General features: G+C 53.6%; 22 protein-coding genes and 1 tRNA gene. 8 read left to right on the top strand and 15 right to left on the bottom strand.

The window, feature by feature from the left end; genetic code table 11:
• Window position 1: 1 nt before the first annotated feature.
• Together M2118_RS04330 and M2118_RS04325 are read right to left on the bottom strand one after the other, a co-directional pair.
• A complete protein-coding gene (locus M2118_RS04330) occupies window positions 2-781 on the bottom strand; it encodes a metal ABC transporter ATP-binding protein (protein WP_280794705.1) in 780 nt (259 codons plus the stop codon).
• Window positions 781-1,710: a metal ABC transporter substrate-binding protein gene (locus M2118_RS04325; protein ID WP_280794704.1), complete on the bottom strand. Its 930-nt coding sequence runs from the start codon at window positions 1,708-1,710 to the stop codon at window positions 781-783. Before M2118_RS04325 ends, M2118_RS04330 begins: the two co-directional genes overlap by 1 nt.
• Before the next feature lie 80 nt (window positions 1,711-1,790).
• Here M2118_RS04325 and M2118_RS04320 point away from each other — a divergent pair, with 80 nt between their 5' ends.
• Window positions 1,791-2,696, top strand: a complete 906-nt coding sequence (locus M2118_RS04320) for a rhodanese-related sulfurtransferase (RefSeq protein WP_280794703.1) — start codon at window positions 1,791-1,793, stop codon at window positions 2,694-2,696.
• Here the strand turns inward: M2118_RS04320 and M2118_RS04315 are convergent.
• The 7 genes from M2118_RS04315 to M2118_RS04285 form a co-directional block, all read right to left on the bottom strand.
• The gene (locus tag M2118_RS04315; protein ID WP_280794702.1) at window positions 2,686-3,474 is read right to left on the bottom strand and encodes a uroporphyrinogen-III synthase; all 789 of its coding nucleotides are present in this window, start codon (window positions 3,472-3,474) and stop codon (window positions 2,686-2,688) included. The two genes, M2118_RS04320 and M2118_RS04315, sit on opposite strands and share 11 nt — an antisense overlap.
• Window positions 3,475-3,560: 86 nt before the next feature.
• Window positions 3,561-3,875, bottom strand: coding sequence for a DUF3618 domain-containing protein (locus tag M2118_RS04310; protein WP_280794701.1), 315 nt, complete (start codon window positions 3,873-3,875; stop codon window positions 3,561-3,563).
• The gene (locus M2118_RS04305; protein WP_280794700.1) at window positions 3,865-4,299 is read right to left on the bottom strand and encodes a phage holin family protein; all 435 of its coding nucleotides are present in this window, start codon (window positions 4,297-4,299) and stop codon (window positions 3,865-3,867) included. The genes M2118_RS04310 and M2118_RS04305 overlap by 11 nt, the downstream gene beginning before the upstream one ends.
• Before the next feature lie 2 nt (window positions 4,300-4,301).
• Window positions 4,302-4,637 (bottom strand): YtxH domain-containing protein, encoded by a 336-nt coding sequence (locus M2118_RS04300; protein WP_280794699.1) that lies wholly within the window; start codon window positions 4,635-4,637, stop codon window positions 4,302-4,304.
• A 49-nt stretch (window positions 4,638-4,686) separates the two neighbouring features.
• Window positions 4,687-5,586 carry a hypothetical protein gene (locus M2118_RS04295; RefSeq protein ID WP_280794698.1) on the bottom strand — a complete coding sequence of 300 codons (900 nt, stop codon included), beginning with the start codon at window positions 5,584-5,586 and terminating at the stop codon, window positions 4,687-4,689.
• Window positions 5,587-5,602: 16 nt separating this feature from the next.
• Window positions 5,603-6,988 (bottom strand): glycine--tRNA ligase, encoded by a 1,386-nt coding sequence (locus M2118_RS04290; RefSeq protein WP_280794697.1) that lies wholly within the window; start codon window positions 6,986-6,988, stop codon window positions 5,603-5,605.
• Between the two features lie 21 nt (window positions 6,989-7,009).
• Window positions 7,010-9,058, bottom strand: coding sequence for a M13 family metallopeptidase (locus M2118_RS04285; protein ID WP_280794696.1), 2,049 nt, complete (start codon window positions 9,056-9,058; stop codon window positions 7,010-7,012).
• Window positions 9,059-9,122: 64 nt separating this feature from the next.
• On the opposite strand from M2118_RS04285, the gene M2118_RS04280 reads away from it, so the two are divergent.
• From M2118_RS04280 to M2118_RS04265, 4 genes are all read left to right on the top strand, one after another.
• A complete protein-coding gene (locus tag M2118_RS04280; protein WP_280794695.1) occupies window positions 9,123-9,926 on the top strand; it encodes an SDR family NAD(P)-dependent oxidoreductase in 804 nt (267 codons plus the stop codon).
• Complete coding sequence (locus tag M2118_RS04275; protein ID WP_280794694.1) at window positions 9,923-10,645, top strand: HAD hydrolase-like protein; 723 nt, start codon at window positions 9,923-9,925, stop codon at window positions 10,643-10,645. The genes M2118_RS04280 and M2118_RS04275 overlap by 4 nt, the downstream gene beginning before the upstream one ends.
• Window positions 10,646-10,650: 5 nt before the next feature.
• Window positions 10,651-11,346: an endonuclease NucS gene (gene nucS, locus M2118_RS04270; protein WP_280794692.1), complete on the top strand. Its 696-nt coding sequence runs from the start codon at window positions 10,651-10,653 to the stop codon at window positions 11,344-11,346.
• 68 nt (window positions 11,347-11,414) lie between these two features.
• The gene (locus M2118_RS04265) at window positions 11,415-12,086 is read left to right on the top strand and encodes an HAD hydrolase-like protein (protein ID WP_280794691.1); all 672 of its coding nucleotides are present in this window, start codon (window positions 11,415-11,417) and stop codon (window positions 12,084-12,086) included.
• A gap of 85 nt (window positions 12,087-12,171) precedes the next feature.
• Here M2118_RS04265 and M2118_RS04260 read toward each other — a convergent pair whose 3' ends face one another.
• The 5 genes from M2118_RS04260 to M2118_RS04240 form a co-directional block, all read right to left on the bottom strand.
• Window positions 12,172-12,576: a hypothetical protein gene (locus M2118_RS04260; RefSeq protein ID WP_280794690.1), complete on the bottom strand. Its 405-nt coding sequence runs from the start codon at window positions 12,574-12,576 to the stop codon at window positions 12,172-12,174.
• 192 nt (window positions 12,577-12,768) lie between these two features.
• On the bottom strand, window positions 12,769-13,173 hold the full coding sequence (locus tag M2118_RS04255; protein ID WP_280794689.1) for a hypothetical protein: 405 nt from the start codon (window positions 13,171-13,173) through the stop codon (window positions 12,769-12,771).
• A gap of 196 nt (window positions 13,174-13,369) precedes the next feature.
• Window positions 13,370-13,885 carry a hypothetical protein gene (locus tag M2118_RS04250; RefSeq protein ID WP_280794688.1) on the bottom strand — a complete coding sequence of 172 codons (516 nt, stop codon included), beginning with the start codon at window positions 13,883-13,885 and terminating at the stop codon, window positions 13,370-13,372.
• A gap of 195 nt (window positions 13,886-14,080) precedes the next feature.
• Window positions 14,081-17,029 (bottom strand): DEAD/DEAH box helicase family protein, encoded by a 2,949-nt coding sequence (locus M2118_RS04245; RefSeq protein ID WP_280794687.1) that lies wholly within the window; start codon window positions 17,027-17,029, stop codon window positions 14,081-14,083.
• Window positions 17,026-18,900 (bottom strand): DNA methyltransferase, encoded by a 1,875-nt coding sequence (locus M2118_RS04240; protein ID WP_280794686.1) that lies wholly within the window; start codon window positions 18,898-18,900, stop codon window positions 17,026-17,028. The genes M2118_RS04245 and M2118_RS04240 overlap by 4 nt, the downstream gene beginning before the upstream one ends.
• A 96-nt stretch (window positions 18,901-18,996) precedes the next feature.
• On the opposite strand from M2118_RS04240, the gene M2118_RS04235 reads away from it, so the two are divergent.
• The 3 genes from M2118_RS04235 to M2118_RS04225 all read left to right on the top strand — a co-directional run bounded on the left by M2118_RS04235 (window position 18,997) and on the right by M2118_RS04225 (window position 20,769).
• Entirely contained in the window at window positions 18,997-19,290 is a 294-nt protein-coding gene (locus M2118_RS04235; protein WP_280794685.1) for a helix-turn-helix domain-containing protein, read from the top strand.
• A 188-nt stretch (window positions 19,291-19,478) separates the two neighbouring features.
• Complete coding sequence (locus M2118_RS04230) at window positions 19,479-20,393, top strand: DUF3800 domain-containing protein (RefSeq protein ID WP_280794684.1); 915 nt, start codon at window positions 19,479-19,481, stop codon at window positions 20,391-20,393.
• Window positions 20,394-20,463: 70 nt separating this feature from the next.
• The gene (locus M2118_RS04225; RefSeq protein WP_280794683.1) at window positions 20,464-20,769 is read left to right on the top strand and encodes a helix-turn-helix domain-containing protein; all 306 of its coding nucleotides are present in this window, start codon (window positions 20,464-20,466) and stop codon (window positions 20,767-20,769) included.
• Window positions 20,770-20,899: 130 nt separating this feature from the next.
• On the opposite strand, the gene M2118_RS04220 is transcribed toward M2118_RS04225, so the two are convergent.
• Window positions 20,900-20,982: transfer RNA gene (locus tag M2118_RS04220), tRNA-Leu, on the bottom strand.
• Between the last annotated feature and the right edge of the window lie 98 nt (window positions 20,983-21,080).

The raw sequence follows: 21,080 nt of genomic DNA, 5'->3' as shown, positions 1-21,080 counted from the left end.
ATTAATGGCCTTCGTGGCCAGGCACAACGACCGTGTGCTCGTCGATCTCCACTTGGAACTCGTGGAAGACCTCTTGCAAGTTGGCTAGCGTCAGCACGTCATCCTTGGGCCCGAAGGCAATCTGGCGACCGTTCACAAATAGAACGGTGTCACAGACCTCGCGGGCAAGTTCCAGATCGTGGGTGGTGACAATGATGGCAACCCCCGCTGCCTTGAGCTGACGAAGTGTTTGCATCAGAGCATCCCGGTTGGGCTGGTCCAAACCGTTGAATGGTTCATCAAGAAGGAGCAGGCCGGGTTCTGAGGCGAGAGCGCGCGCCAAGAAACCGCGCTGCTGCTGACCTCCGGAGAGTGAGCCAAAACGTTTGTTGGCAACATTGGTCAGGCCGACATTAGCTATGGCTTTCCTGACTGCAGCACGGTCAGTGCTGGTGGGGAAAGAAAACAGTCCCATCTTGCGATAGCGACCCATCATGACGACCTGCTTGAGGGTCACTGGAAACTCTGGGTCGATGTGCTCGGTCTGGGGAAGGTATCCGATGGACTCGGCGCTTTTGCCAAAGCCCATGGAACCTTCCAGCAGGGGGATCAGGCCCAAGACACCCTTCAGCAGGGTCGACTTTCCAGATCCGTTCGGGCCAATCAGCGCCATAGCTTCGCCGGGCTTCACGGTGATGTTGACCTCAGTCAATGCTGGCGTGCTGCCATAACTGAAAGCACCGCCGGTGATCGTCAGTGCATCATCAGTAATGATGGGGATAGGTCTGGTGCGTGGACTCATCAGCTCAGCTCCGCAGGTAGTGGCAGGACGGGATAGCCCCACGAGTTCATCAGCATGGTGACGTTGTGAATGGTGGCCTTGATATAGCTTTCACCTGCAGAGCCGGTGACCCCGAGGGAATCTGAATAGAGCGCATCGTCACCGGAGTAGACCTTGACGCCTGCTTCGCTGGCGATGGTCTGTGCCAACTTGGGTGAAATGGACGCTTCAGAGAAGATGGCCGTCGTACCGGACTGCTTGATCAGCGTGATGAGTGCATCAATCTCGGCAGCACTAGGCTCTGCGTTGTCATCGAAGCTCGGAATAATTGACCCTAGGAAGTTGAGGCCGTAAGCATCCACGAAATATGTGAATGCGTCGTGGTTTGTCACCAGTAGTCGCTGATCTGCGGGAACCTGGGCAAGGTTGGCAAGGATCCATTGATCCAGTGATGTGAGCTGCTGGTTATAGACAGCAGCGTTGTCTGCGAAGGTCTTCTTCTGGGAAGAAGTGATTCCGGGAAGGCCATCAAGGCCTGTCTCAATGTTGGTCACCATCGTCTGGGCATTGCGAGGTGCTGTCCACACGTGGGGGTCACTCTCAATCAGAGGAATTCCGGTCGATGCATCGATGACGGTGCCTGAGAAGTTGGCCGCACTCAGCGCATCCTGGAGCCACGGCTCGAGATCTGCACCGTTAATCACTACTGCGTCTGCTTGCGAGAGCATCAACAGCTGTTTGGCCGAAGGATCAAAGGAGTGTGCACTCTGATTGGGCTGAATCAGCCCCGTGACGGCGCCTGCCGTGCCCACGACGGTCTGTGTGAATTCAGTTACCTGAGTTGTCGTGGCTACAACACTGAGCCCTTGGCTGGGATCTGCAGGGGTTGAGCATGCAGTCAGCCCTAGTACCCCGAGGAGCAAGGTCAGGAGGATGGCAAGTTTCTTCACACACCAAAACTATGGCTTATTGAGAATGATTGTCAATACCGATGGTGCGGTGCTTGCCCGAGGCGCGTACCCTTAGAGACATGGCAGTCCCCAAAGTTCTTTTATATTACGCATTCGCACCCGTTGCCGACCCCGAGGCCGTTCGTCTCTGGCAGCGCGACCTCTGCGAAGGCTTGAACCTGCGTGGACGCATCCTCATCTCTAAGCACGGCATCAACGGAACCGTCGGTGGAGACATCGACAACGTCAAGATGTACCTGCGTAAGACCAAGGAATACCCCGGCTTCAAAAAGATGGACGCCAAGTGGAGTGACGGAACCGGTCTCGACGAGAACGGTCAGAGCCTCGACTTCCCACGCCTCAGCGTGAAGGCACGATCAGAGATTGTGGCCTTCGGTGTTCCTGACGAGATTGAGGTCAACCACAAGGGCATCATCGGTGGCGGAACCAAACTTAAGCCCCACGAGCTGGATGCGCTGGTTGAAGAACGTGGTGACGAGGTTGTCTTCTTCGATGGCCGCAACGCCTGGGAAGCCGAGATTGGCCGTTTCAAGAACGCCATCATTCCTGACGTGAAAACCACCCACGACTTCGTGCGTGAACTTGAAAGTGGCAAGTATGACCACATCAAGGACAAGCCCATCGTGACTTACTGCACCGGTGGTATTCGCTGCGAGATCTTGACCCCGATCATGAAGGCTCGTGGCTTCAAAGAGATCTACCAAATCGATGGCGGCATCGTTCGCTATGGCGAAGCTCGCGGCAACCAGGGACTCTGGGAAGGTTCGCTTTATGTCTTTGACAAGCGGATCTCCGTCGACTTCGCTCCTGACGTTGCCCTAATCGGCACATGTGTTTGCTGCGGGACTAAGTCAAACCACATGATCAACTGCGCTGACAAGATGTGCCGCGAACAGATGGTTGTCTGCGAAGAATGTGCAGCAGTCGATGTGTTCTGTGAAGAACACGCGAAGGTTACGGCTTAACGCTCAGAGCCCGTTCGACCAAGAGGTCGACCATGGATTCGATGTTGATGGCATCTGCCACTGCATCGATGCGCAGCCCAAATGCTTCAGCGTCTTTTGCTGTGCGGGGACCAATTGCTGAGATCAACGTCTTGGTGGGAATGTCGCCGATCTGAATGGCAATCTGTTCTGCCACCGAACCAGAGGTGACCAAGATGTCACTGATCTTGCCGTTACGGACATCGTTGATCACGCCTTCGGCGACATCAACACCGACAGAGCGATAGGCAACAATCGACTTCACGCTGTGGCCAATACGAATCAAGCCCTCGGTGAGCACAGGAACAGCAATCTGTGAACGCAAGGTCAGCACCCGGAGTGGGATTACGCCACCGGTCGCTGCCGTCCACTCTTCAAGAAGACCGTGTGCAGTGTTCTCTTCGCTGGGGGCTAAGTCTGCTTTGTAACCTGCTGCAGCCAACGCTGTCGCAGTGGTTTCACCCACGCATGCCACCTTGGTGGTGGGTGGGATGACTGCCTGGTGCGCCATGAGTACATCAACGGTGGTGGCGCTGGTGAGCGTGATCCAGTCAAACTCGCCAGCAGCAAGATCCTTGAGTGCTGCTTCGAGAGCGGGGGCGTCATCGGTGGGGACGAAGTTCACCATGGGTGCAATTACCGCAGATGCGCCTTTAGCGCGGAGAGCGGATGCGACAGAGTCGCCCCAAGGTCCACCGCGAGGCACGAGTACGCGGTGCCCATACAGGGGACGCGTCTCAATAGGAGAGGTAAAAGACATCGCTTCTATTGTCACCGACTGTTGTGCCACACAACAAACTGAGAACAGCGCTTTCCACCATTAATGGTGGGACTGTAACCAAATGGTTATCGGCGACCTGAGCGGAATACGCCGGCAATAATCACGCCAGCAAGTGCAACTGCACCTACGCCAATGCCCAGAAGAAGCAGTGGCTGCTCTTCTTTCATCACCGTGAAGCGAGCTTGGAGGCGATCCTTAGCCTTACCCAACTGCTTGGGAACATTGGCCTTGTCTTCCAGCTCGTCCAAGGTGGAGGAGAGCTTGTCGCGAGTAGCGGCAAGGTGTTCTTGCAATTCAGTGTTGCTCAAGGTGGAGACGAAGGAAGGCTCGGTGAAGAACTCCTCTTCAGAGACCTTGGACAATTTCGAGTTAGCGGCCATAGCCGTCATCCCCCTTGAATGCGTGGGAATCTTTCACAACGCTGTCGAATGTCTCAGTGGGAAGAGGAGGAGTCCCCTTCTTGAACTGCACAGCAGCGGCACCAATGAGACCAAGAATCGTCAGCAGAAGAATTCCGGAGACCGTGAGCGCTGCTGCCCAGGGTGGCATGACAAGCGCTAGCGCGAAGATGCCAGCCAGCAGCAATGTGAACGTGAGGAAGCTGAGCAGCACCAAGGCAATCACAATCAGGATTGCGCCAATACCCAAGCTCTTCAGCTTGCGAGCCATCTCGCGCTTGAGCTGTTCAAACTCTGCACGAACCAAATCCATCAGGATGCCGGGCAGATCGCGCAGCAAAGCGAAGAGCGAACGCTCTTCCTTCTGAGTGTTCTCCTTCTCAGGAGAAGATGATGCGGTTGCCATGATTACTTCGCGGAAGGCTTAGGAGCAGTCTTCGCGACGGGCTCAGCAGCTGGTCGAGGTGCGACGGGCTTCTTTACTGGAGCCTTCTTCGCCGGTTCCTTCTTGGCAACGGGCTTGTCGCCAGTGACCTGGTGGATCACACGCTTGGCAGCAGTGATGGCTTCTTCAGCGACATCGCCCACGGCGTCCTGTGCCTGCTTGACCGACCACTGAACGGGCTCCGACTCCCAGATGTTCTGGGCAGCGGACTTGATCTGCTCGTAACGCTTACGTCCTGCACGAGTACCAAAGACGTAGCCGATAGCTAGACCCACAATGAAAAGGAACTTGCCCTTCATGATTTCTTCCGTTCAATATGTCAAAAATCGCATATGTTGCGGTTCTAGCCTAGCCCTCGAAGCTGAGAGTCCCAACGGGAGGTTTTTCAGGGTCACTCAGAAGCACCCTGCGCATGCCCAGAGCAGCATGCTGCGAAGCGGGGATTGCCCGCTCTAAACCAGGGTTCTCGGAAGAAATACCCACCTCAGCAACACGCTCAGTGTCGATTCCTTCAGGAAGTTCAACTTCACCAAAGTCCGCGAGCACAACGCCTGCTTTCTTGTAACCGGTAGCGAGCTTCTTGGTGGGGTCGGTTACCCGGGTCACGGTTGCAGCAAAGTATTCGAGCTTGGCAATCGCGGCAGCGGTGATTGCTTCAGCGCCGCCAGGAACCACAACGCGTTGAACCGAACGAGGATCTTCAGCAATAAGTTCGAGGATCCCGTTGCTCAATGAGCCGCCACGAGTCATTGCTTGAGAAAGTCCTGGTGCTACCGCATCCACGCTCAGTTCTTCAGCGGGAAGCCCATAGCGCTCAAGGACAACTGGGTTGACCAGCTTCTCACATGCTGCTTCGCCGATGCGGCTTCGCACCAGCTTGCCCAAGTTCGGTTCGGTGCCGATGGTGAGCACAGGCTTGATGCGGTCGAGGTAGACCCGCCATGCTCCACTCCAGCCGAGGGCTTTTCTGACTCGTTGGGAGAACGGGTTAGCAGGGATACCGCACAGCTCTTCTTCGCCTGGTGCGGGGATGACAATGTCATAGGGAACACCGAGTTCGTCCAGAAGTTCGGAAACCACCCCACCACGGTGAGAGAAGTTGGCAGGGCCTTGGTTCTCGTCTGCTTTGGGAATCCAGACATCGACCTTCAGGCCAATGCGTGCACAATCCAATGCAGCGGCAAAGACTGCAAGGTCACTGCCAATGGCCAACACATCACAGCGGTTCGCTGACTTTGCTGCGGCCATAATTACTACCTCTTACTTATGCGCCCTTGAGGGCAAGTGCGAGATACATGTGCAGGTCCTCGATGAGGATACGTTCCTGAGCCATGGTGTCGCGGTGACGCACGGTCACTGCCTTGTCCTCGAGGGATTCAAAGTCAACGGTGATGCAGAACGGGGTGCCGATCTCATCCTGGCGACGGTAACGGCGACCGATAGCACCCGAGTCATCGAAGTCGATGTTCCAGGACATGCGCAGTTCTGCGGCCAGCTCCTTCGCCATGGGCGAGAGCTGCTCATTACGAGACAGGGGAAGAACAGCTGCCTTGATGGGAGCCAGACGTGGGTCAAGCTTCAAGACGGTGCGCTTGTCTGTGCCACCCTTGGCGGTCTCTACTTCTTCCTCAACATAGGCGTCCACAAGGAATGCCATAAGCGAGCGAGTCAGACCAGCCGCAGGTTCGATGACGTAAGGAGTCCAACGCTCGTTCTTGTTCTGGTCAAAGTAGGAGAGATCCTTACCGGAATGCTCCGAGTGGGTCTTGAGGTCAAAGTCGGTGCGGTTCGCAATACCTTCGAGCTCACCAAATTCACCGCTAGCAAAACCGAACTTGTACTCAATATCTACGGTGCGCTTGGAGTAGTGGGAGAGCTTTTCCTTGGCGTGTTCGTAGAGACGCAGGTTTTCTGGGTCAATACCGAGGTCGACGTACCAGGCGAAGCGCTGGTCTATCCAGTACTGGTGCCATTCTTCGTCCGTGCCGGGCTCGACGAAGAATTCCATCTCCATCTGTTCGAACTCACGGGTGCGGAAGATGAAGTTTCCAGGTGTGATCTCGTTACGGAAGCTCTTACCGATCTGGCCAATTCCGAAGGGAGGCTTCATACGTGCTGCCTGCAGCACGTTCGCGAAGTTCACAAAGATGCCCTGAGCAGTCTCGGGACGCAGGTAGTGCATTCCTGCTTCTTCGGCCACGGGGCCAAGGTAGGTCTTGAGCAGACCAGAGAAAGGCTTGGGCTCGGTCCATGCTCCTCGCACGCCACAGTCAGGGCAGGGAACGCCTGCAAGGCCACCTTCAGGTGCGCGGCCCTTGCGCTCTTCGAAAGCCTCAATGAGGTGGTCTTCACGGTGACGCTTGTGGCAGCTGGTGCATTCAACCAGAGGGTCAGAGAAGACCTCCACGTGGCCGGATGCTTCCCACACCTTGCGGGGAAGAATGACCGAGGAGTCCAAGCCCACGACGTCGTCGCGGCGCTGAACCATGAAGTTCCACCACTGCTTCTTGATGTTCTCTTTGAGAGCAACACCCAATGGGCCGTAGTCCCATGCAGAACGGGATCCGCCATAGATCTCACCGGCTTGGAAAACAAAGCCGCGGTGCTGAGCTAGAGCGATAACAGAGTCAAGACGAGTGCTGGGGGCCATAACCAGCAATCTTACCGAGGACTACCAGATGCTGACGCGCTTGTCGGTGTCGAGCCAGTGGTCATCGGAGGGTTGGACATCGAATGCGTCATAGAACGCATCGATGTTGCGGATGATTTGGTTGCAACGGAATTCGTTGGGCGAGTGGGGATCGATAGCAAGCAGTCGGATCACTTCTTCGTCGCGACCCTTCTGCTGCCAGGACTGTGCCCAGCTCAGAAAGAAACGCTGAGCGCCGGTGAGACCATCAATCACAGGGGGTTCTTCGCCCTTGAGTGAAATGGCATATGCCTTCCACGCAATAGCGAGACCACCTAGGTCGCCGATGTTTTCACCAATGGTGAGCTCACCGTTCACAAAGTGTCCAGGCACCTGCTTGGGAGAGAGTGCGTTGTATTGATCAATCAGAGACTTCGTGCGCTTCTCGAAAGCTTCACGGTCTGCATCCGTCCACCAGTCGGTGAGTAGACCATCTCCATCAAAGCGAGAGCCCTGGTCATCGAAACCGTGACCGATTTCGTGGCCAATGACGGCTCCAATGGAGCCGTAGTTGGCAGCGTCGTCCCAGTCCGGGTGGAAGAAAGGTGGCTGCAGGATTGCCGCGGGGAACACGATCTCGTTGAACCCAGGGTTGTAATACGCATTGACTGTCTGAGGGGTCATGAACCACTCGTCGCGGTCAATGGGCTTGCCAATCTTGCCGAGCTCACGAGCAAACTCGAACTCCGCAACGCGGCGCATGTTGCCGACGAGATCAGTGGGGCTGACAACCAAAGCTGAATAGTCGCGCCACTTGACGGGGTAGCCGACCTTGGGGGTGAACTTGTCCAGCTTCTGCAGGGCACGGCCACGTGTTTCTTCACTCATCCAGTCCAGGTTGGTAATGGATTCGCGGTAAGCCTCAATGAGGTTGGCTACCAGAACATCCATCTCAGCCTTGGCGCGCTCGGGGAAGTGGCGTTCCACATACACACGGCCCACCGCTTCACCCATTGAACCTTCGACCAAAGAGACGCCACGCTTCCAACGCTCGCGCTGTTCTGGTGTGCCGGTGAGGGTGCGGCCATAGAAGTCAAAGTTCTCTGAGACAAACGCGGCGGGAAGGAATGGAGCTGCTGAGTGAATGATGTTCCAGCTGAGCCAGTCACGCCATGCCTCGAGGTGTTCCTGGATAAGCAAAGCCCCCAGTCCTTCGAGGAAGCTGGGCTCGCGGACAACAACGGTGTCAAGTGCGCCGGCAGGTGCATCGAGGGCAGTGAGCCAGATGTCGAGATCTGCAACGTGTTCGTGGGGGTCTGAACCCACAACTGCTTCAAGATCAATCGCGCCACGTGCGCCAGAGGCAACGAGTTCCTTCACCTCAGCCCAGGTCAGTGGGTTGTAGGTGGCAACGGAGTCACGGGTTTTCACGTTGTCCCAGTGTGCTGCGGCGAGCGCGGTCTCGAGTTCAAAGACGCGCTGTGCACGAACAGCAGCGTTGTCGAGACCAGCTGTAGTTGGGAGGTGCTCCGCCGTCAGTTCAAACATGCGTTGGATGTGCCCAACATATGCTTCACGTGCTGATGCGAACTTCTCTTCGCGGTAGTAGCTCTCATCAGGAAGGTTGAGACCTCCCTGCTCTGTGAAGACGAGGTAGCGCTCTGGGTTTCCAGGGTCGTTATCGACGAAGAGTTCCATGAAGCCGCCGACACCGTGGCGCTCGAGACGAGCGACGGTGTCGAGCAGCTGAGAAATCGTGGCAACGTTGCCGGCGAATGCTAGCTGTGATTCGATGGGGGCAACACCGAGGGATTCGATCAGGTCGGTGTCCATAAAGCTGGTGTAGAGGTCGCCCACAGTGCGCTGCTGAGAACCTTCAGGGGCGTTCTGTCCTTCAATGATGATGTCGCGGACGGCCTTCTCTGCTTCCTCAGCGAGGATGTGGAACGAGCCATAGCGAGCCTTGTCCGAAGGGATTGGGGTGCGCTCTTCCCACTTGCCGTTCACGTGGCGGTAGAGGTCGTCTTGGGGACGAACCTTCTCATCCAGCTCGGTGATGTCGATTCCTGAGAGGGCGGTGTTTTCACTCATTCCTCCAGCCTAGAAGTTGGCAGGGTGCACTTCTCGCATGTTCGCTGTTAGGTAGCCTGAAGTTATGTCATTTCCACAGCTTCCTGGCTCCCTCACTCTGGAGGGAAAGACTGCACTGGTGACCGGTGCAGGTAGTGCAACAGGCATTGGCTTTGCCTCAGCTCGTGCTCTGGGTGAGCTCGGTGCCCGCGTGATCATCACCGGCACCACCGATCGCATTCATGAGCGTGTGCGTGAACTCGAAGCACTCGATATCGATGCCCTCGGGATTGTGTGTCGCTTGGACACCGAAGAGGGTGCTGCTGGTTTGGTCAAAGCTTTAGCTGATGTTTCTGCCCAGCCCACCATCGTGGTGAACAACGCCGGCATGGTCACTGTCTCGGACGAGACCATTGCCCAGGGCAGTATCGACATGAGCACATCCGAGTGGAATGACGCGCTCGGCATGAACCTCACCACGGCGTTCCATGCCACCCAGGCAGTCGTGCACTTCATGCGCTCGGCAAAGTGGGGTCGCATCATTAACATCACCAGTGTCTCGGGCTCTGCCATGGCTACCCGTGGAGATCTCGCCTATGCCGCAGCAAAGGCCGGCATGGTTGGTTTGACTCGTGGCCTGGCAGTGGATGAAGCACGTCATGGCATCACGGCAAATGCGGTGGCTCCCGGATGGATTGCCACCGGAAGCCAGCTGGAATCTGAGGCAGCCGAAGGCCGCCTTGTTCCTGCTGGACGCAGCGGAACTGCCGAAGAAATTGCTTCTGCTGTTGCGTGGCTTGCTTCGCCCGGTGCGAGCTACATCACCGGACAGGTCATCACCGTTGATGGCGGAAACACCATTGGCGAAGAACGGATCCCCACCGCATGAGCGAACATCCCGAGGTAGTGCACAACCCACCCACCACCGTGGAGGTTGACTACACCCCAGGTCCAGTGCTGCGAACAGAAGGTCCCTGGACTCCCTTGCTCTGGGACATGGATGGCACTCTGCTGGATTCCGCGGTGGCCATTGTGCGCCGCCTGCGCGAAACCCTGTTGCACTTTGACGTGACCCCACCCAGCGACGACCAACTCAAGTTCTTGATTGGTCCTCCCACCGGAACCTCTCTGCTGCGCTTTATTGGCACAGCGCGAATCGATGAATCCCGCGCGTATTACCGGTCGCTTTCGGAGCGAGATGGTCTGAAAGACCAGCACCTCTTTCCCTGGATCCTCTCCACGCTCAAGACCCTGCACACTGCCGGTATCCCGATGGGTGTGGCTACCAGCAAGCCCCAGCATGAAGCAGAGCGCCTGTGCGATGCCTACGGAATGACTGAATACTTCACTGCCATCGTGGGCGGTAACGAGAACCGCGGTGACAAAGCTGCTGTGATTGCTGAAGTTCTCCGCCAGCTAGGCTCCGAGAACGCCCTCATGATTGGGGATCGTTTCTATGACACTGATGGCGCTGCCCTCAATGGCATTCCTACCGTGTTGGTTCGCTGGGGCTATGCCCATGAGAAAGAGTTTGCTGGGGCAATGGCAACAGTCTCGAATGACGCCGAACTGTTGAAGCTGTTGTTGGGCCCGGGCGAAGTAGCCTAATTCTTATGCGTCTCGTTGTTGCTAAATGTTCGGTTGACTATGCCGGCCGCCTCAGTGCGCATCTGCCTCTGGCAACCCGTGTGCTCATGCTCAAACAAGACGGTTCTCTACTTATTCACTCCGATGGTGGTTCCTATAAGCCACTGAACTGGATGAGCCCGCCCTGTTCACTGACTACTCACGAACCCGAGGCCGACCAGGCTGATGTCGGTGTGACGGAGATCTGGCGCGTGACACATGCCAAGACCGCAGACATGCTGGTCGTGAGTATTTACGAGATTTACAACGACGTGGAACACGAACTCGGCGAAGACCCTGGTTTGATCAAGAACGGTGTGGAAGCAGAGTTGCAAGAACTTCTTGCCGCCCACATCGAACTTCTCGGCGAGGGTTACACCCTTGTTCGCCGTGAATACTTCACCGCCATCGGGCCCGTGGACATTCTTGCCCGAGATGAGAATGGCAACTCCGTTGCTGTGGAAATTAAGCGGCGCGGAGAGATTGATGGCGTGGAGCAACTCACGCGTTATCTCGAGCTGATGAATCGTGACCCTCACCTTGCTCCCGTCACCGGAGTTTTTGCCGCTCAAGAGATTAAGCCCCAGGCCAAGACCCTGGCTGAAGACCGCGGTATTCGCACATTGGTGCTTGATTACGACGAGATGCGGGGCATTGAGGACAAGCACGGTCGTTTGTTTTAGCCCTTCAGGGAGAAAAGCCTGAACCGCTGTGGGTTGTTCTCAGCTTTCACGCCTATGCTTGCCAAGTTATGAATTCTGTCGTTACGCGCACCTGGTCCTCTGTCCTCTTTGATCTCGATGGGACTGTCCTCGATTCGGCGCCGGGCATCATTGACGCGCTGTCGGCAACTTTTGCTCACCTCGGACTTCCTGTTCCTCCCCGCGACGAGTTCATGGCATACATTGGTCCCCCGCTGTTGTCTTCCCTGCAGGAACGTGCAGGACTTTCAGAAGACAAGGCGCGCGAAGCTCTCGCAATTTATCGCAATGACTTTCGCCGTGAAGGTGCCTTTGACTCCGCTATCTTCCCTGGCGTGATTGGTCTGCTTGACTCACTGCGCGATGCAGGAGTTCCCCTCGCTATTGCCACCAGTAAGCCTGAGACCCAAGCTCGTGCGATTTTGAATCACTTTGACCTCACTGACTACTTCACCGTCATTGCCGGTGCTTCTGAAGACGACGCTCGCACGTCCAAAGCACATGTGGTGGGACACGCTCTCTCCGAGTTGGCCAAGTCAGGTGCTGACACTTCGCAGAGCGTGCTCATCGGTGACCGCATTTATGACGTGGAGGGTGCTGCTGCCCACAACGTGCCCACCATCATCGTGGAGTGGGGCTATGGCTCACCTGTTGAAGCAGCAGGCGCTATCGCCACGGTTTATTCCGCTGATCGTCTCCGGGAATTGCTTTTAGGGAACTAACTTCTTCAACGGCTAACGGCCCCTCCCGTATTCGGGAAGGGCCGTTGTCTTTTTTGGAGGCCGTGCGTGTATTTCTTGGGGGTTATTACTTCACGTTGACGGTGAAGGTTATGACCTGGCCGGTTGCCTTATTGGTCATCTCAACGGTGGTGGTTCCAGCCGCGGTGCCCTGGAGACCGGGGTTCATCACTGCATCGCCAGACTTTCCACCCGCGGTGAAGGCTGCAACTGCAGGGTCAGAAAGAACTGCTGACCAGTCTGCTGGGTCGGTATCACCGGTGGTGATGTCCACGAAGCTGCCGTTGCTGATGTCAATGGTCTGTCCGTCTGCGGTTGCGACGTCAATGATTGTGGGTGCTACCACCTGGCTGGACTCCTCTGAGCTGTTGGATTCTTCGCTCGCTGCAGTTGAACATGCGCTGAGGCTGAATGCAGCTGCTGCTGCGAGGGCTGCGATGGCGCTGACTTTGATGATCTTCTGGTTCTTCATGATCTGCTTTTCTCCTGGGGTTGTGAAGCTTGTGCTGTGTGAGCGGGTTGCTCTTGAGACAACGTTATCTCTGTACCATTCGTTTAAGTTGGGATTTACCTGTGTGTAGTCTGGTAGTTTTCTGAAAGCAATATTTCCCCGAAAATACAGAAAGGGCGCCCCCGCAGGGACGCCCTTTCGTGTGTACGTGAATTACTTGAGGAGAACCTGAATGTTCAGTTCCTTGGGGTCTTCACCTGCGAAGGTGAAGGTCACGGTGGACTCGCCACCGGAGAGAGCGAGCAGACCAGCAGAGAACTGAGTGTCGTCCTCGTAAGAAGCTGCCGAGTACTCGACGACCTTCTTGTCTGAGATGGCAACTTCGATTTCGCCATCGTTGATGCCGCCGTAGTTGATGTTGACAACCTGGCCGACAACCAATTCAAGAGTCTGGCCATCGATGTCCTGGTAGTTGATTTCGATAGGAGCAACAATGTCTCCACCGATTGCGGACTGAGTGGGCTCTGGTGCAGGTGTTGCACATGCAGAAAGACCGAAGGTAGCAACAGAAGCGATTGCTGCAACAACAGCAACCTTGCGCAAGGTGAACTTAGCCATGAAGATGACTCCTTATGTATGAGGGTGGGTGCGCAACGGTGCGCACTGCAATTCTGGCAGTTAGCTGAGCAAAAACAGACTATTAGTCGATAACAATGTGGTGAACAAATATCGGCCTTGTTGAGAACAGTTGTGCTGAAAATTTCTCTTCAACCCGAACTATCGCAAATATTGAGACAGTTCGGGCGCCTACAGGTCATTCACTCAGTGACACAGTGACGGGCCGCAGCTCATTCCCTATGCGGGATCTGGCCAGATCTCCATTGAACATTTCGACGACATCGATGGGGAGCGGCTGCTCTGTGGCCTCACGAGCAAGATTGTTCTTCACTGCCCACGCGTGAACGTCAGAGCGAGCCCACGCACTCTTGTTTCCCACCTGGGTATAGCGCTTGGGGAATCCATTGCGGCGGTGACCATTAGCCCACAATCTCGCGGTTTCGCGAGAAACACTGTAATCAATTGCGATGTCCTGCACTCCGATGAGATCCACAACAACGCGCAGCACAGAAAGGTCGGTCTTTGCAATTTCAGTCAAAACCATTTCAAGGGCTTCACTTGGGGTCTCTGCTTCTACATCACAGGAGAGATAGGTTTGGAAATCCATCCAGCTAAACATGGCGCTGAACGACCTAGTAGCAAAGAAATCAATCCATGTCTCGTCTTCGCGATCGAGTTCTTCGATTTCTACGTCAAAAAAATAGGTCTGCATGTGTGTACCTCCCGAAGACAAAATAACAGAAATGTTGGCAGTTGCCAACATTTACCTTTGCTCACTTTTTCCGCTTCGGCTGGCAGAATTGCACCACGTTTAATTGCTGTGGGGACCTGGATTACGGCAGAGTGGAGATCCCCTAGCCTGAAACACTTTTCATTTGGTCAAGCGCCCCGAAGTTGATGACCGTCGCTAGAAAAGTTGTCCCGCTTCTCCTCGGTCGTCTTCAATGAGGCGAGAGAAGTTTAGATAATCACTACAACGTGCCCCGTTACTCAAGTTGTTCCGAACACCCGACTCACCGGCCAAAACGTAGTGCCAGGTCCTGTTATCTCGTTGTTCAGGTACAAGAGAATTAATACGTTCGCACCACGCCACTGCTGAGCGCTGTTTACGAAGTACATTTTGATCCGAGAGCCCAGACTGAGACTTTGTTTCAACTACGTAGACACGATCTGAAGTTCGTACAAGAAAATCAGGCGAATACTGCGCGGGCATTCCGTCTGCTTTGAGATACGGGCGGCGCATGAAGTCATGCTTGTATTCATGAAGCTTAATGAACGCCTCAACTTTGGTATCAGAGTCTGCCCAGATCATGAAGTCACGTTCAAGACCACCCCCATTAGTGGGGTAGGGCAATGAGCCAAAAATACATTTGGTAACTTCAACAGAAGCGCTCGTTCGAACTGTAATTTCAGACACCTCTGAAATCCAGCGATACATCACCTCTGCAGTATCGACGGAAACATTTTCTTGAAGTTCCACAAGCAATGTTCCAAATTGTCCAGCAATGTCTTCAGCAACATCCTTGAGAAGTAATACCCTCCAGTTTTCGGCTTCCATGGGGTCAAACTGTTGGCCAAATAAACGTTCGCGAATGTATGTGTTGAGCCAGCCAATAAGTAACGGTTTATACGCCTGCATCACCGGGTATTGAGCAACCTTGTTGTATTGCTGAGTAGTGGTTACGAATGCCCGAGTATGCGCCTCCGTGATTCGGGTTGCTAATCGACTGAGGTAATCGTTGTAACCCGTAGCAGTCATTACTCCACCGTCTACTCTGTAATCACCGAACTGTGTTCCGGTTTCCACCGCCACGGAGGTGAAGCTGTCACCCTTGCCTATGGCCGCTATAAGAGCATCAAGCGGGTACTTGGACTTCGACAGTGAGAGTGGATCAATACTGGGTGCACGCATCTCTTCGTCAGCGTCACGAACCACAAATGGAACTTCAAAGTCATACCGTTCGAATCCATCACGAAGACCAATTCGTTCAAGATCACCCGCTGCACGGGTTCCAGGCTCGTCGTCACCAATTTCACCGACAAGGCCTCCAGAAATTAATTCGTCATAGAACTTCTGAAAGTTGGGGTGTTCCACAATAAACAACATGTCGAAATAGTTGGTGGGTTCGAGCTTTTGGCGAATGCGAGAACGGTTTTCCTGCTTGAGCTCATCAATACCGCTGTCACCGCGCCACATCAAACGCAAACCACGACCAATGGTCTGTTCGAGGAGAATCGAAGAACCAGCTGAACGAAGCGGGACCACTACGCAGATGTTGTTTACATCAAATCCCTCCCGAAGCATGAGTACGCTCACCACAACCTTCGGGGAAGCGTGGCTATCAAGCGCAAAGAGTCGTTCTCGAACAGGCGCCCACTCTTTCTCACCTAGTTCAGCTTTCTTACCTGAATGGACACTGAGCACATCTTCTTCACTCATGCCAGTTTCATAAAGGAATTCTTCAACCAAGGGCACAACGGTTGTGTCCTCACAGATCACCATCATCTTGGGGTGCTTGCTTGGATCGGTTTCAGCGAATTGCTCTTCCAGGATGCTGAGTTTCTTTAGGCCAGCCCGAAGCATCACTCTTTGGCCTTCAGAAAGCGCGATAGAACCAGACTCGTCTCGCTCGACTTTGAAGTCGAGCGGAAGCGCAGCTATTTCTTTGCGCTTGTCGAGCAGGAGAGTCTTAACCAGCCCTTTGGACATCGCTGCTCGCAAATCGAAGTCCACAACAATATGGGGGAAGAACTTCTTGGAAGATTCTTTCCCTCTTCCTCCGCCCACTTCGTTATACGGCGTTGCTGAAAAATCTACTTGAATGAATCTGCGACCCTTAGTCGCAGCGATTGCGCGAAGGCTCTTTTGCCACTCGACTTCAGTGACTTCTGCGCCCTTTTTCAAGGCGTGAATGTGGTGAGCCTCATCGTTAAATACAACAAGACCAGAAAGGTCCTTCAAGAAGTCGAGGGCTTCTCCACGTCGATGTCTCCGGTCCAATACATCAAGTGCATTACCAGCAGCAACACCTGGACTGAGTGGGAGTAGATCCCGAGCCATTTCCTTTTCGTCGATATCGGCACCAAGAGAAAGGAACTCATTTTCATCTGATTCTTCATCCAGGAAGTCAGGGTCTTCTTGACCAGCAAGCAAGTGCCAGTTGGTGATGGCGATAACACCAGAGCCGGTAACCTTCCGACCAATGTCTTTCTTGGTTACAACGGAAGATTGAATAAACCCAAAGACTTGTTGGCGATAGGTGTCAGGAACAAACAAGTCCTTTACTCCATACATATCGCTGGTCTCAAAAACTCGTTGACCTTCCACCACGCGACCTTGGAATGAGTCGAGAAGACGTTCATACACAATCAGGCCAGGTGCAACAAGCAAAAAATTGCTGGTGAAACGTTCATCTTCAGGCGCAGCAACAGCGTTCAAATGTTGCCAGACCATCAAAGCGTTGAGCACCCAGGTCTTTCCAGTACCCGTGGCCATCTTGGCTGCATACTTCGGGTGGCCGTTGCGAGAGTCTGTTACTTCCCCTAATACATCCCCGGACAACATGGCCTGCGGCGCTATCTGGTTATAGAGTTCGGCAAGTGTTGCTGCGCCCAGAATCTCGTGGGCATAGACAATCGCCAAAATGGCGTCGCGCTGACCCTCATGAAAATTGGCAGAACGCAGTGCGCAGTAATCCCGCTGAAACCAATACCTCAGAAGCTCTGCCGTCACCGGTGAAACTTCATTCACAAAGATGCCCGAACCCGACTCCACGAGCTCATGTACTGCCTCTGAAATGCGTTGTGTGATTCCCTCTGCTAGAGGAAATCGGTCTAGTGCTGGTGCAACACTCATCGTGCTGCCGCCGGAATATCGAGAACTACTTCTGATTCAAAGCCGAAGACATCCACCGCACGAACACAGACTTTACGAGCTCGGTCTAGACGATCAACTGTCAGATTGGCCTCCGCTATGACCCGGAGAGGATCATTGTCATTTTCCGTGTTGCCTCGATAGTCCTGCCACAGCGAGCGAAAAACAACACCGTCATAGTCAGGGTCAACAGCCCAATACTCAATGAGAGCCAATGGCTCTGCATTCATCACCTTGAGTAACTTCTCACGATTATCTTCATCAAGGTTGATGGCCTGAGGATCAACAAGCACATAGTTGTCTAGAGCAATTGTGAGTTGTTCTGAAGCATCAGAAGTGAATCGGTCTTCAAGGTGTGCCTCGAGGAACTGGAGAGTCGAGAAGCGGATGTTTCCGGCAAGACCCGCAACGCCCTTCTTTTTCAGACGGTCCAGAAGATCTGGGGGGATTACACGGACGTTCAGACGGTCATCACCAAGGTTCGTTAGAGCCTGGGCAATATCAGCAGAGAAGTTCCAGCCCAAGACCGTCACGCTCTTGAAGCCTCCCATCTTCGTGTCACGCAGCTGCTGAGCACGCTTAAGTGTGCTGAGAGTGGTTACACGAGAGGGGCTGTCGACAATGATGAGCTCGCTGCCTTCAGCCATGCGACCAAGTTGACCACCAGTGTTTTCCTCTGGAGGGAGAGGCATGGCGCCATAGATTTCTAGAACTGTGCGAGAAAGATCACCAGCTTTGTATCGCTTACCCAGAGTGCTCTTAGCTTGTTCTACTTGGTAGTCACCGATGGCTTGGTAGAGAAATGGTTTTGCGTCTTGGTCAATAAGTCGTTTGCGAGAAACCATTACAGATGGCTTTCCTAGGTCGGAGCCAATCCATTTTCTTCCCATAGTTTCTGCTGTCGCAGCAGTGGTACCCGAGCCAAGGTAAAAATCAGCAACTGTTCCACCAGGAGGACAGCTCGCCTTTATTACTCTCTCGACTAGCCCTGTAGGTTTTTGAGTTGCATAGCCGACCATCTCAGAGCGAACACGATCCACGGTGTAGATGTCAATCCACCAGTCTTCAACAGCTTTACCTCTTGCTTCTAAAGCCTCAATCGCCTCGGGATTTTCTTCTATAGCGCCAAAGACCTGGCCGCTGTTATGAACGCCGCTTTTGTGGGGAATGTAATCACCCGCGAAGTAATAATCATTTGATTTTCCATATAGATATAAAACATCGTGTTTTCTTGGAAACGCTCTCCTGACAGCAGAGGGACCGGTGTATGCCCAAACAATTTCATTAATGAACAATTCCTTGCCGAAAATCTCGTCCATAACAATTTTTACGTAATGCCCCACATGCCAATCCAAATGAACATAGATCGAACCCGTTTCAGCTAACAACTCACGCATTAAAACCAAACGAGGAATCATTGATTCCAGATATGAGGCCGTCCCATTTGCCCAGCTGTCGGAATATGCAAACTGCTCAAGAACATTTGGTCTTTGTGAAAGTTCTACCCCCGGTAACTCAACCTTGGTTCGGTAATCTGCCTTCGAGTCATATGGTGGATCGATATAAATCAGATCAATCTTGCCCCGCATAGAGGGTGTATTTTCGTCACCTGCGAGAAGCGCTGCCATTGCAAGAAGGTTGTCGCCATAAATCAAGCGATTGGGTTCCTCCGGAACATCCTCAAGAGTCTGCCCCGAAGAAATCAAAGCTGTCGTGTCTCGTGAGGGAACAACAAGCTCTCGGGTCTGCAGGCTTACGCGATTCTGACCCTCTAGCTGCTCAAGGATTTGTTGTGCCTGGCGCTTACCGTTCTTTACAATTTCTGGCAATTGCTCGAGCAGTGACTTTGCCACAATTTCCCCTTTGATCGCGACAATAAGATATAGAGCGTTAGAACCTCAGGTATATAAGCTCTGGTTAAACTTACTCCAAGTGGGAACGCTTGAGGCATGGATTCAATTGCTTCTGCAGCGGCTCAAATTCTTGGGAGTCGACTTCGTGAACGCCGAGAGGGCCTGGGCTTAAGCCAGGAAGATGTGGCGCACATGTCTGCAATGCACGTGTCTAACTACGGCAAGATCGAGCGCGGGCGGGCCAATCCGAACCTGCATACTCTGCTGCGCATCGCCAGTGTTCTTGAGATTGATCCCGGTGTGCTCATTGCCGGCCTCAGTGGCGACATGGTGACCGCTAGACCACACAAACTCACGGCTGCTGAACTTATTCGAGCTCGAGAGGGCTAATCTCACATACCTCTAATTACTCACACCACGAGATATTCAGGATTTATCCACAGTTGGGTGCAATTGTTGAGGTTCAAATTTGCCTGTAGTAAGTTATTCATTGGTAGCGAGCTCTGAAATACGAGTGGCGCACCGACTCGAAGAACCCACGCTTATGCGTGGGTTCTTGCGTTATCGGAGGACCAACTGTGTTGATCGCATACATTGATGAATTTGGACACCCTGGTCCTTTTATTTCCTCAGATCACAAGAAGTATGGGCATCATCCTGTGTTTGGTTTCGCAGGTTTCATCATTCCCGCTCACAACGCCCGTGAATTCAGCGCATATTTCAAGCGTGAACGCGATGCACTTTTCAAGCCACTCCTTGAGCAAAGTGAATCACCTAACCAATTTGAGAAGAAAGGAAATGAATTCTTCTCGACAGGAAGTATGAATAACAACCCGGGCTACTCTCGGGTTTTCCGGTCAATACTCAAAAAGCTTTACCGCCTCGAAGGCAAACTGTTTTATTACGGAGACGAAAAATTAGTTGGCACTGTAAAACAGACAGACACAACCTCAGCAGAAACAGCTCAAGCCGCATTAAAGGAATCCATCAATCGAATCTGCCGTCATGCTCATGTTGCCAATCAAGATGTTCTCATCATCGCTGATTCAATTACTGACAAAACTCGTCGTGAAATGGCAGCGCAAATGTATGCCCATATTTATTCCAGAAGCACTACTCACATAGAGATGCGGAGAATTGTTGAAGTTCCCCTGCACATCGAAAGCAAACTGAACACAAATATTCAATTCGCTGACTGGATCTGCGCAGCAATTTCCCGGGCAAGTCACTACCAGCTCGCCAGGGACTCAGAATTTGCTTGGGCCGCAAAGCTATTCGGAGATGACTTTCATGGGCATTTCACTCATGAATCCAAGCTTCATACGAGGGTAAATGAGGCAGAGGTGCACCACAGCGAACTATTCCAAGAAACACGTCCTCGTTTCCCCCAACACAATTTACGAGCCATAGGAAGCCAACACCCTCAACTTCAAAAGTTTTATGACACATTGCGTACTCAAACAACTACCGAATTTTCAGAGAATCCTCAATGAGTGAAACAAGCAGGTTGCGCCACAAGTTTAGTGAGAACTAAAATATCGGGTATCGGCGATGAAGGACATTATGAAAGAAGACGACCCAACAGGGCTCAGGCGCATGTTCCCCGATGTTCCCTGGGACAGCCCCGAGATGATTGCTCTTGGTGAGGACATCAACCATTTCATCGATTTCATCCAAGAGTCACGCGAGCTTCGTCGCGCAGAGGGACTCACTCAATCTGACATGGCACGGCGTTTGAAAACAACACAGTCCTGCGTCTCGGACTTCGAACGCATTGGCGGGGACCCCCGTATACATACGATCCAGCGGTATGCAAGAGCCATGGGCTACCGGGCACGTCTGGTACTCGAGAAAATTCCTGAAAGCTGAGATAGGTTTTCTCAGGACCAAGCCACCCCATCTGGGTGAGGGCGGCCCTAGCTGCCCTCGGAAGAAACCGAGGGCTTTTCTCTTATGCCAAAAAGAAAATCCCCGGTATGAATACCGGGGATTTCGTTCGTGCGCGAGGGGGGACTTGAACCCCCACGCCCTTGCGGGCACTGGCACCTGAAGCCAGCGCGTCTGCCATTTCGCCACTCGCGCGAACTGGTCGAGGCTATCACGGAGTGATACTCCCGCGCCATTTGAGCCAGAGCGAAGCTCGCTACTCCCGGCGCGCATCCAGCTTGCTCCGAGCTCCC

It is taken from the genome of Aurantimicrobium minutum (genome assembly GCF_029892845.1).
Taxonomy (GTDB): Bacteria; Actinomycetota; Actinomycetes; order Actinomycetales; family Microbacteriaceae; genus Aurantimicrobium; species Aurantimicrobium minutum_B.
This window is presented reverse-complemented; position numbering and strand designations above follow the sequence as displayed.